This window comes from Pedobacter sp. MC2016-05 (assembly GCF_026239735.1).
GTDB lineage: Bacteria > Bacteroidota > Bacteroidia > Sphingobacteriales > Sphingobacteriaceae > Pedobacter.
In genome coordinates this window covers 39,031-49,527 of record NZ_JAPIVT010000028.1, presented here as the reverse complement: position 1 = coordinate 49,527, position 10,497 = coordinate 39,031, and the positions used below count along the sequence as shown (strand labels likewise).

Genomic DNA, 10,497 nt, shown 5'->3' with positions numbered 1-10,497 from the left:
GTGCGCCGGGCATGGCAATCGACTATAGGGTTAAAGTCGGTTCAATACCAAAACTTGTGGAGGGAAGTAATGCTTCCATCGCTGTAAATCGGATTCCTTTTCGTCTTTCAAAATTTTTGAAAAAATTAAAGGAATAACACATAGCAGAATAAGTTACAGAAGAGGTAGGATACTACAATAGGCCAATTTAATTTAATCAATGTACATCATCCAACAGCCAAATTGGGGCAGTTTGACCTGGAGACAGAGGTTGATTTACTATTATTGAAAATATAATAAGATGTAATCCGTAGCTACCATATTATGTTGGAGTCTTTGGAAGTTTTTCTAAAAAGCTTTTTGCCAATACCGATCACTCACCATCCTGTGAAAGACATTCTTCAAAAGGCAGGCTCACCCTAGTGCGAAAGGCTTCGCCCGAAGTTACATATTGTATAACACCGTGATCTCCGTAGATATTAATCAGGCGTTGGCGGATATTGCTTAGCCCGGTATGGAGACCGGTGTCATTGACTCCATCGCTTTTTCTATTTGTGGTTTCGATGATTAATGCTGCCTCGCTTTTGAAAATCTTGATGGTGCCAGGCTCTTCCTGATTGCTCAGGTCTCCATGTTTGAGCATGTTTTCAACAAGCGATAGCAGTACAAAGGGAATAAGCTTAGCGCGTCTACATTCAGGTTTACAATGGAAAAGGATATAAGAGTCTGTTTTTTTAAGCTGGGTAATTCTTATCAGGTTCTCCACCTGTTCAATTTCAATATTTATGTCGATTTTTTTCGGTCCCCGCTCACTGGATAAGGCATATCTGAGGAGTTTGGAAAGATATCGGACAGTTTCTGAGATGCTGGGTGCTAATTTTCGTGTATTGTCATAAATATAACTCAGGCTGCTAAGCATAAAATGAGGATTGATCTGCGCCTGAAGATATGCATTTCGGGCATTGGCGAGTTCTAGGGCCAGATTAGACTTTTGCATTTCTGATTCTGATGCCTTTTTTTGCATATCTGCGCTTTGTTTCAGCATGTTGATTCGGTTTTCGAAGAGAAAAATTGTAAAGCCGATTCCCATAAAATGTATTCCCCGCCAGATCGTAACCGCTATAAAGATCTCATCCAGCCCGCTAGTTCCAAAAAAGTCTGCGTCGCTGATAAAATCGAGAAGCCGGTCAGCAAAGTTGCTCGCCATTAGAAAAAGCATCATTAAGAATGCCAGCGAGATGCATAATACAAAAATTCTACGATTATTTCCTCCAACACTGTAGGGAAGTATCCAACTCGAGAGGACATAGGCCAGGGATATATTTATAAAATAATGCACAACATAATTTTCCATGTTTGCCATTATCCCATGTACGGTATAGAGTGAGATAATTTCGTAGGCTGCAAACAATATCCAAAGTAAAGGATGCCAGCGGTATCTTCTGATAAAGGTTTTCATATTAATTGTTGTTCTAAAGCTTTCTCCACGGGAATGGCACGCTTGGCCACGGAGGCTCTTTTCAGATGGTCTATGCGGCTAGTTTTCCGATATGAAAGCAAATTATACATCTAAATTGAGCAAGAAAACTGTGTTTATCTTCCGCTCTGTAGCGCAGCGGGATTCTCGAACGACTGATCCCACAACTACTACATTAACCCTGATCACCACCACACATAATGGTGATCTGAGCAAAAAGTAGGGACTATTTCCGGCACGTCTTCAAGTGCACATGATTGTACCAGTTCATGAATGATTGGCTATAGTTGGGGGACATAGGAACCTGATATTCTTTTAGGTATAAAGTGTTCCCCTCTACTTCGTCGAGTTGCTCTCGGTTGATGATATAAGATCGCTGAACCATGAAAAAATTTGGGTCGCGGACTAGACGTTCGGTAATTTCTTTAAATGTCATGTATACCGAGTAATCACCATGAGTGGTGAAAAAGTGGATATGATTATTGGCGCCCTGGATATAGATGATGTTTCTTTTTAAAACTTTGATAAGACGTTTGCTGTCCTGTTTTTTTCTGAGCAGGAATGCATCGTCGGTTTCGTTATCTAAATGGTGCGGTTGAAAAAATTCGTTTACTACCACAGTAGTTTTATCGGCAAATTCTGAAAGATCGAAAGGTTTTAATAGGTAATGCCGGGCCCTTAAATCAAAGGCTTTAATTGCATAATCCGGGTGTGAGGTGGTAAAGATCACGTGGTGCGGTGTGGCTTTCAAGCTGTTGGCAAGGGTTATTCCGGACATTCCCGGCATATCGATATCCATATAAATTAAGTGTGGTATTTTTTCTCTGGAGAGTTCAGCCAGTGCTACAAGTGGTTTGGTAAATGTTTTCTGGAGCCCAAGATTGGGCAGTTCGGATATGTAGTCGGTGAGGGTATTGATCGCACCGTTTTCATCATCCACAATAATGATTGGGATAGGTTTTTTCATAAGGTTCAATGATTTAGGTTAATCCCAAGATATTGAAATATTCCTAAAAGGGTTTTTAATGTAATGAAATTGATAGGTTAAATGCCTTTTTTTACTGATATATAAGTATGATTAGGATTTTAATCCAAAGATAAATGAGATGGGTTTTGAGACTGGTCCTGGTAAGTGGATTGAGCATTTCGTAGTCGCAGCTAGCGGAGCGCAATCTCCCTATGACGTAATTTTGATGTCCAGTGTGAAATGATGCTTCATAATCTTTTTAGTTTGCGGGTTTCGCAGCTTCGAGAACGGATGGGGAAGAAAAAGTAGATTTAGATGGTTTCCAGCATTAACTTACTATTTTTGTGAGTGTAATAAGTTTACTTTTCTGGGAATAAACAATTCACAACAGTACAAGTTTATCTTCATTAGTGGTGAGCAGCCATGCTTAATTACTCCAGACCTGCTTCAAAGTCAATTCCATAGTCAAAATTATTCAATTCACTGGGATGGACTTTTAGCCCCACGGCAAGACGTTTAATGGTGATTAGATCCGGGGCGGTTTCTCCTTTTTCGTATTTGATAATATCTCCTGTATTGACCCCGCTTTGTGCATAAAATTGTCGGTAAGAAAGGTTTCTGGCTTCTTTAAGTTTCTTTAAATGCGCTCCGAATTTTTTCAGAATTTCCTTTTCTTTCTCACTGATCATGGATAACTTTTGAGTCGTCCAATGTCAAATTTTATTCATTTGAAGGTGTCACGTAATTGCTTGACATTTTGATTTTTTTTAGATAAGTTTACTGATCAAACAAGGGCAGGTGCCTTTAGGCAGGTGTTCAATGATTTAGGCTATTATTAACCAGGCCTGCCCTGTTTTGCCTTCTGGATTCTAAGATCATTTATACCCACTTTCTGTTGGGGAATAATCATGCTCATTTGGTCTGGCTTTATTTATCAATTCGCATATTTAGATAGTTTTTGAGGTAATTTTCTGGGATTCGGCCTTTGAGCTGTGGCCGCCATTGCTGCAATGCTGCCAGACGTTTGTTCGCTGGCTTTATTCTGCCGATCAATTCTTTTTTAAGCTGATGAGCGATGGTTAGCGCACCAATCTTTTGATAAAGCAAACTGGTGGAAATGAATATCTTTGGGAGAAAGGTATAATGCCTTTCATTTAGGGCAAGCAGGGTGGTTGTTTCGAGAAATAATATTTTTAGCTGATGAGTTTCCCCGTCTGATATTGGGATTGCGGGCAGAAAATCTCCCTCTCCGTAAAAATCAACAACCATTAGTGCTTGACTTTTTAAATTTTCCGCATAAAGCATAGCTAGTCCATTATGGATATAGGAGAGATAAAGTGTTGTAAGCTGCTGCGACCCCATTGTTCGGTCTTCCTCGAACTGAAATTCTTCCAGGGCGATCGCTAAATAGTTTCTAAAGCCAATCGGTAATTCGTGATGGCGGGATAGAGCCTGGGTGTAGTGTTCTTTTTCCATGTTGATATTTTTTTTAAGCAAAGTAAGCGGCTTTCGAAGGCTTGTCAAGTTGCTGGTTTAGCAACCCTTTGCCACCCCTACATATTTTTTGGGGTCAGGGATGGAATGCGCGGATCTGATGGGGTATTGCCTGTGAATTTCATAGGGCATTCATTTTCAGTTCTTTGTGTAATGCTGCCTTTCGCCACGGGAAAACACCATTTGGGCACGTTTTATCTTGTTATTGATTCCGGAGCGTTATAATCGGCTGGTATTCCACAACATAGGAAAGAAAATGTCAACTATTAATGCTTGCGATAATGAAGGATATCCAGGAACCGGTCCGTAGATTTTACAAACTTCTGTGCACTTATAAAGATCAGCCGGAGGAACTTCATGCGTTTTTACTCGAGAACATGCGTGCGTCCTTTTTTGCGAGCCGTAAAGTTCTTTTCCCTTATCGTTCTGTAATCAGCGATTTGGCATATGTCTCTTCAGGATTTCTTTTAGCGTATGGTTTTAATTCGCGTGGACACCGGCAACTGTTGCAGGTATTACCTGCCGGTTCCATTTTGCTCAACAGGAGCTTTATTCATCAAAGCCCCACGGCTGTGGAAGTCATTGCTTTGCCCGGCACCTATGTGATCTTGCTGGATCATGCAGAGATGATGTATGCGCTCCGTTATTTTGAGGATGCGGGGCTATTGGCGATGCTCATTATCTCAGATTATTCGCAAAGAGAGCACGTCCGGCTTTTGGGATTGAGTGAAAAAGCGGATAAGGTGATCCTGGATTTTTATGCGACTTATCCTGAATTTTTATTGCACAGATTATTACTGGATCTGGATATCTCTTCTTACCTGCTGATCGGGGAGCAGACGCTTCGAAATGTGCGTATGAAATTGTACAGAGAAGGCAGATTCTAATACTCATTATTAAGTATCTGAAAATTAACGTGTTGTGATGTACTTTTTAGGAGCCCATGTTATGCACTTGATCCCGAAATTTGATTCTGTACTCCTTTAAGGAGCGGACTTAGGAATCTAAATCATTAAGTATGCAATTAGCACCATCATTATCAAGCTCCATTTCGAATGCTGACTATAGCCGGTTTCTGTTGGAAAACAGACTGGACTGGAAGGAGGATGGTTATTATCTGGTTTGCGGGCAAATGGGGGATGCTTCCAATCATCGGATGTATGTCTCGGTAGTGGTGAGCCAAATTCCCTTGCTGTTGGAACGTTTAGTTCCGATGCTTGCGGATTTGGGTTTTGCTTTTGCGGTAGTAAAGGATGCGCAATCAGCGGGTAGGATACTTAACGGAGTTGCCGGGGTACAGCATGTGGGTAAGGTGTTAATGATCCAGGTTGGGCAAAACCTGGAAAGCCGAATAGCGCTTATAGCTCCGCTTGTTTCGAAATTTGATGGCCCTTTAGTCCCTGGGAAAAAGTGCATGTCAAAAAATATCTATTTGGATCCGACCCCTGTAGAGCTCAAGCGTCATAAACACAGGACGCAGATACTTAGTGGAAAGTATATTCTGGTTTCTTCGCTGAAAAATGATCCCAAAGGGGAAGTGCTGCAAGCTTTGTATCTCTCCAGATTCCTGATGCCAAGGTGGTGCATTGTTAAAGAGGGAAAAGCTTTTATGATCTCAGATGCTGCCGGGCAGGATATGGCCGATAGACTCAAATGGCAGGTAGTGGTTTCCAAGCGGTTATCAGATGTCATTGCTGTACCCAAGATCATTGATTGTTTCCAGGCGGATGGCAACACTTATCTCATCACCGAGTGCATCAATGGGGAGCCTCTAGGTAAGTTGATTGAAAAAGTTTACCGAGGCAGGGATTGGTTGGGATTAAAGGTTGATGAAAAATTAAAGCTTCTTTCTTGGCCTTGAAGGTATTGGAGATGGTTGGAAAGGTACATGAAAATGGGCTGGTGCACCGTGACCTGAGTACTGCAAATTTTCTAGTGGATAAAAAGAGGGATGTGTATCTGATTGACTGGGAACTGGCCTTTGATCTGAAGAATGAATATCCGTTGCCTCCATTTGGCTTTGGAACACCGGGCTTTATCTCGCCGGAACAAAACCTCGGTAAAAGGCCGACGGTGAAGGAAGATATTTATGGTTTATCGGCGTTAATGGTCGTTTTTTTTACCGGTCTGAAACCAAGGGAAGTAACACCAAGAGAAAAAAGGACGATCAGGGCCTTTATCATGAAAAAAACAAATGACCAGGCGGTCGCTAAAATGATCGCGCGGGGAATGAACAGCGATCCGGCGCGCCGGCCAGAGGTGATTGACATGAAAGTGATGGTGGGTAAGTTCTGGTTTGATTTGGCAAACAATATTGCAAGATAAAATACTTAAGATTGAATCACATGGATACGAAATTTCAGAACAGTCCGCAAAAAAACAGCTCCCTTAAATGGATGGGACTGATTGTGGACCTCGCGGTTTATAGTTACATTCTGCTTTTTTTCTATACCGCTTTTAGTAAGCTGATTACCTATAGTGCATTTTTGAAGGTGTTAAGTGATCTCCCGCTGATTGGCGCGTGGCATCAGGCAATTGCGATGCTGGTGATTTTTCTGGAGGTATTGTTTGGTGTGCTGCTGGTTATTCCGGGGGGCCGGATCAAAGGATTGTGGATGTCGCTTGGACTGATGATGCTTTTTACGTTCTATTTGGGCTATCATGTGATGCTTCGAAGTAAGCTGCCTTGCAGCTGTGGCGGGGTGATTTCGGGAATGACCTGGCCTCAGCATGTGGCTTTCAATGTGGGGTTTATTTTGCTGGCGGTGGCTGGGATTATGGCTGATAGGCGGATGAAGCAGTAGATATAGCTAGCAGTAAAGCAGGCAATGTCATGGCCTGTATAAAGAACTGTGGCCTTTTTGATAAAAATCAAAATCTCAAAAATGATGAAGAAGTTAATATTTAAAACGGTGATTGTTTTTCTGGCAATAGGCGGTGCATTTTTGTCTGACGCAATACTTTTGCGAGTGATATTGTTGCAGTTCCAAAATGGTTCGAATATACTGGAGGCGATCCACAGGACCCCTTAAATTATGGGGCGATCCTTACGGCTCCACATTGTGCTGGTGGCTAAAATGTATGCGCAATTCTGGCTGAGCCTAGTCTGGATGATCAGGAGAAGCCTTATTTAACACTATAACATAGACTATTTATTATGAATAGGGGGATAAATAGATAACCCTTTATGATCGTTTTTTCACTAAATAATAATTAAGAACCAGCTGTAGCCATTCCACTTCATGGCTGACTGGTCACAATGTAAAGATATTCTTGCAAGGAAGCAGGTGAAGCCGTAGCCTTTTGAAATAAATATGGCATACTTAAACATAATACCAAATTAAAAAAATCATGAAAAAAATGTTTTTTGGAATGCTTGTAGCCATAGTGGCTGTGGGCGGAAGCGTTGCCACTTACGCTTCACAATTAAAAAGTGGTAACGGTAAAAACGTACCTCAATGGTACAGATATGAAGGAGGCGATGAGACGTTACCTGGAAGCTACACCGCGACCACATCATTCCCGGATGAATGTAGTGGTGGTGAGACACTTTGCGCGATCTTGGCCGAGCCAAATCCGGCAAATCCAAATCAACCTATCGTGAATTCTCAAACAGAGTCTCACAATAAAAATTAAATGGAAGTGGCTGTCCTTGGTACTTGGACAGCCACTTTTTATTATGTCATGATGAGAATTTGTTTATCATAACCCCGTTTCTGAAAATTTAAAATCAAACCGACTAGAAAGGCTGAACTGAAAAGTGTTTTTGTTTTGAAAGCTACGTTTTAGGTTAAGGTTTTTTTACTTAAATGAGATCATTCATGGTCTGCTATCACAAGCATTTCTGCATTCATTTCCTTTTCAACTAGATCGAATCCGTGCATATTCAGTTCTTTTTTTATCTGGTTAAGGTTTTTTACTTCCGTCAATCTGATATCTAACCTGCGCCCATACCCTGTAGCATCCTCAATAGGTGTTTCGATTCCTGCATTCAGTGCAGACAGCCCCTGAGTAATTAGATCATCTATTGTCCCATTTTCCATGATAAATTCGCCTCCTTCAGTATAATATGCTTTTGGGGTGTTGCGCTGGGTCGAGGGAATTATCCTGGTTTTTTTTGATTTTACCAATGCCAGGCATTTCACTTTTCGGATTTCTATGGCAAATGAGTAGGGCAGCAATTGGTTAAGGTCTGAAAGCATGATCTCATTTCTTTCCTCCGCTCTGGAAAGTGGTGCCGCCAAGTCATAGCAGTAAAGATTTTTTTCTCTCCAGGCCGATTTTTCATTTTTGTCCTTTGGCCAGTAGAATTTGCTTGAGTCTGCCACATCAAGCACTAATCTGTTTTTAGCGAAAAACTTGGTTTTGTATTTTGTTATAGTAGTTTGTCTGGCAAGCTCGAGTAGCGTACTATTGATCATCCTGAACCTGTAAACAAAATTTGCGGTATCATGCTGCTGAACTATATTTCTGTTTGACCATTCTCCGGCTTCCCTGTAGATCATGGAATAGTACTGGAGGTTGGATAGTTGCCTTCCGCCGCCTTCGCGGTACAATGGTGCCTGCATATCGAAAGTGCCCGTATCCTTTTTCAATGTCAGTTTAATTTCCTTATGTTGCAGAAAAGACTCTACGTTTTCCGTAGTTGAGTTCTGGCCATCTGAAATGTATTTGACCTTGCCGTCCTGATCAATCCAGACATGGTGAGGAACTGAACGATGTGGAAACAACTGGTGAAGGACGGTATCGCCAACAATAGACGCTAAATTATCCGGTACACCGGTATGATTTTGTTCTCCGCCGGATCTTTTTGCGATCTTTTGGAACTGCTCATCAATTTGTTTCTGGCTGTTATTGGTAACTGGAAACAAACGAAGGGAAGCTGGAAATCGCTGTTGCAAACGTGACATTTCAGGCATGGCTGCAATGCAGCTGGTGCACCAGATGTTCCAGAAATCCAGTATGATGAGCTTGCCTCTCCATTCCCGGGTATTGATGCTTTGCTTTTTTCCATCGCTGGAATATTCCAACTGGAGCTCTGGTATCGTATCGCCAATCTCCAGGCGTTTAAATTGCTGCTTCTGGGCGCTCACCTGGCTACCTAACAGGACCAGGAAAATTATGGGAAAGAATGTATTTTTCATGATGATTAATTGAAATAGCCTGCGTTTTGTGTTAGAAATGGGTTTAACCTGATTTGCTCAATTGGTATCGGCCATACCGTTGCATTGGTTTTCCAGGTAGCGGGTTTGAGTTGTTGCAAAACTGTATTTGCTCTGCTTGTTCTTCGGAGGTCAAACCATCTGTGCCCGTTTTCCAACATGAGTTCAATCCTTCGTTCTTTTTCTAAAGCAAGTAATGCACTTTCTCTATCCAGCTGAAGAGAGAGTTCAGGTATTGGGTCTTTCACCAGCGGACTAGGAGCCTGTCTGGCTCTTTTTCTGATCAGGTTTATATCGCTGATGCCGGATGTCACATTCCCAAGATTGATATTTGCTTCAGCCCTGATCAGATATTGTTCGCTTAGCCTTAACAGAACCAGGTATTCGCTCAAGGCTGAGGTGTTGAGTACTTTGTATTTGGCCGGATATGTCAAGTTTTGTCCCAGATAGCTTCTTGTCATTGTCCAGCTTGTTTTTCTGAGATCGCCCGGTTCAAAGGCATTAAGCAAATCTACTGTCAGCAAATATTTTGGTACTTCAGTACTGCTGGCAGGAAGGAAGGTCAGTCCATCTGGAGTATTTTGGTTTACCTTGGTGGGATAAAGTTGAAAAATGGCTTCACTGCTGTTTCGAAGGAAAACTCTGGAGGGATCAGTAACCAGACTATATTTTTTACTTTCGATGACTGTATTTGAAAGCTGTCTGGCCGTTTCGTAGTTTTTCTGATATAGCTGTATGCGTGCCAGAAGGGCCATAGCTGAATAGCGGTCCGCCCGAATTTTTTCTACTGCTGGCTGTTCGGGGAGATGTGTAATGGCAAACTCAAGATCAGCGACAATAAATCCGATCACTTCTTGATGGGGGCTGCGGGCCTTACTCATATTGATTTGATAATTGCCTGAGGTGATCAGCGGAACATCCCCAAAAAGGTTTACTAAACTTAGGTATATATAAGCCCGGATGAATCTAGCCTCTGCGCTTAAATGCAATTTCAGTTCTGGGGAAACTGATTGACTGAGGAAAAGCTGATCGATGGCGGCATTCGCCTGATAGATGAACTGATATCCTGAGTTCCATAAATTGGCATTGATGGCCGGAGAGCTGTTAAGGGAAAGCTGGCTGATGGCAAATTCACTTTGATAGCTATCGGTAAAATTGATGATCTCATCGGCATAAAGTCCGTTAAGAGGGGTAATGCTTTGGATAATCGGACTCTCGCTTAACCGGCTGTAAATTCCGGTAATTGCTGAGCTGGCCGTGGCATCGTTTTCAAATGTGTTAACTGAAGATAGCTGTCCAACTGGTGCGGGAATTTCTACAAATTTTTGGCACGAGGACATTAACACTATAGTCACCAGAAAGGTGGCGAGCAATAGTATTCGTTGGCGAATCAAATTTTTCATATTAAATAGTATAGA

11 protein-coding genes are annotated in these 10,497 nt (G+C 41.9%); 5 read left to right on the top strand and 6 right to left on the bottom strand.

All coding sequences use genetic code 11. The features are described from left to right. Nucleotides 1–352: 352 nt before the first annotated feature. The 4 genes from OQZ33_RS22790 to OQZ33_RS22775 all read right to left on the bottom strand — a co-directional run bounded on the left by OQZ33_RS22790 (nucleotide 353) and on the right by OQZ33_RS22775 (nucleotide 3,899). Entirely contained in the window at nucleotides 353–1,438 is a 1,086-nt protein-coding gene (locus OQZ33_RS22790; RefSeq protein WP_265801814.1) for a sensor histidine kinase, read from the bottom strand. Nucleotides 1,439–1,682: 244 nt separating this feature from the next. After that, nucleotides 1,683–2,423: a LytR/AlgR family response regulator transcription factor gene (locus OQZ33_RS22785; RefSeq protein WP_265801813.1), complete on the bottom strand. Its 741-nt coding sequence runs from the start codon at nucleotides 2,421–2,423 to the stop codon at nucleotides 1,683–1,685. Nucleotides 2,424–2,854: 431 nt separating this feature from the next. Next, nucleotides 2,855–3,112 (bottom strand): helix-turn-helix domain-containing protein, encoded by a 258-nt coding sequence (locus tag OQZ33_RS22780; RefSeq protein ID WP_265801812.1) that lies wholly within the window; start codon nucleotides 3,110–3,112, stop codon nucleotides 2,855–2,857. Between the two features lie 238 nt (nucleotides 3,113–3,350). After that, nucleotides 3,351–3,899, bottom strand: coding sequence for a hypothetical protein (locus OQZ33_RS22775; RefSeq protein ID WP_265801811.1), 549 nt, complete (start codon nucleotides 3,897–3,899; stop codon nucleotides 3,351–3,353). Between the two features lie 299 nt (nucleotides 3,900–4,198). Between OQZ33_RS22775 and OQZ33_RS22770 the strand changes: the two genes are divergently transcribed. The 5 genes from OQZ33_RS22770 to OQZ33_RS22750 all read left to right on the top strand — a co-directional run bounded on the left by OQZ33_RS22770 (nucleotide 4,199) and on the right by OQZ33_RS22750 (nucleotide 7,553). Next, nucleotides 4,199–4,804 (top strand): hypothetical protein, encoded by a 606-nt coding sequence (locus tag OQZ33_RS22770; RefSeq protein WP_265801810.1) that lies wholly within the window; start codon nucleotides 4,199–4,201, stop codon nucleotides 4,802–4,804. 131 nt (nucleotides 4,805–4,935) lie between these two features. Beyond that, nucleotides 4,936–5,778: a hypothetical protein gene (locus OQZ33_RS22765; RefSeq protein ID WP_265801809.1), complete on the top strand. Its 843-nt coding sequence runs from the start codon at nucleotides 4,936–4,938 to the stop codon at nucleotides 5,776–5,778. Next, nucleotides 5,769–6,242 (top strand): protein kinase domain-containing protein, encoded by a 474-nt coding sequence (locus OQZ33_RS22760; protein WP_265801808.1) that lies wholly within the window; start codon nucleotides 5,769–5,771, stop codon nucleotides 6,240–6,242. The genes OQZ33_RS22765 and OQZ33_RS22760 overlap by 10 nt, the downstream gene beginning before the upstream one ends. A gap of 20 nt (nucleotides 6,243–6,262) precedes the next feature. After that, nucleotides 6,263–6,721, top strand: coding sequence for a MauE/DoxX family redox-associated membrane protein (locus tag OQZ33_RS22755; RefSeq protein ID WP_265801807.1), 459 nt, complete (start codon nucleotides 6,263–6,265; stop codon nucleotides 6,719–6,721). Nucleotides 6,722–7,289: 568 nt separating this feature from the next. Beyond that, a complete protein-coding gene (locus OQZ33_RS22750) occupies nucleotides 7,290–7,553 on the top strand; it encodes a hypothetical protein (protein ID WP_265801806.1) in 264 nt (87 codons plus the stop codon). Nucleotides 7,554–7,732: 179 nt separating this feature from the next. On the opposite strand, the gene OQZ33_RS22745 is transcribed toward OQZ33_RS22750, so the two are convergent. Both OQZ33_RS22745 and OQZ33_RS22740 read right to left on the bottom strand, forming a co-directional pair. Further along, a complete protein-coding gene (locus OQZ33_RS22745; protein ID WP_265801805.1) occupies nucleotides 7,733–9,061 on the bottom strand; it encodes a TlpA family protein disulfide reductase in 1,329 nt (442 codons plus the stop codon). Between the two features lie 5 nt (nucleotides 9,062–9,066). Next, nucleotides 9,067–10,482 (bottom strand): RagB/SusD family nutrient uptake outer membrane protein, encoded by a 1,416-nt coding sequence (locus OQZ33_RS22740; RefSeq protein ID WP_265801804.1) that lies wholly within the window; start codon nucleotides 10,480–10,482, stop codon nucleotides 9,067–9,069. Between the last annotated feature and the right edge of the window lie 15 nt (nucleotides 10,483–10,497).

What these genes read in the sequence shown, in the direction of transcription:
- OQZ33_RS22790 (WP_265801814.1), bottom strand. Translation starts at nt 1,438, where the DNA reads ATGAAAACCTTTATCAGAAGATACCGCTGGCATCCTTTACTTTGGATA.
- OQZ33_RS22745 (WP_265801805.1), bottom strand. Translation starts at nt 9,061, where the DNA reads ATGAAAAATACATTCTTTCCCATAATTTTCCTGGTCCTGTTAGGTAGC.
- OQZ33_RS22750 (WP_265801806.1), top strand. Translation starts at nt 7,290, where the DNA reads ATGCTTGTAGCCATAGTGGCTGTGGGCGGAAGCGTTGCCACTTACGCT.
- OQZ33_RS22765 (WP_265801809.1), top strand. Translation starts at nt 4,936, where the DNA reads ATGCAATTAGCACCATCATTATCAAGCTCCATTTCGAATGCTGACTAT.
- OQZ33_RS22740 (WP_265801804.1), bottom strand. Translation starts at nt 10,482, where the DNA reads ATGAAAAATTTGATTCGCCAACGAATACTATTGCTCGCCACCTTTCTG.
- OQZ33_RS22780 (WP_265801812.1), bottom strand. Translation starts at nt 3,112, where the DNA reads ATGATCAGTGAGAAAGAAAAGGAAATTCTGAAAAAATTCGGAGCGCAT.
- OQZ33_RS22775 (WP_265801811.1), bottom strand. Translation starts at nt 3,899, where the DNA reads ATGGAAAAAGAACACTACACCCAGGCTCTATCCCGCCATCACGAATTA.
- OQZ33_RS22770 (WP_265801810.1), top strand. Translation starts at nt 4,199, where the DNA reads ATGAAGGATATCCAGGAACCGGTCCGTAGATTTTACAAACTTCTGTGC.
- OQZ33_RS22785 (WP_265801813.1), bottom strand. Translation starts at nt 2,423, where the DNA reads ATGAAAAAACCTATCCCAATCATTATTGTGGATGATGAAAACGGTGCG.
- OQZ33_RS22755 (WP_265801807.1), top strand. Translation starts at nt 6,263, where the DNA reads ATGGATACGAAATTTCAGAACAGTCCGCAAAAAAACAGCTCCCTTAAA.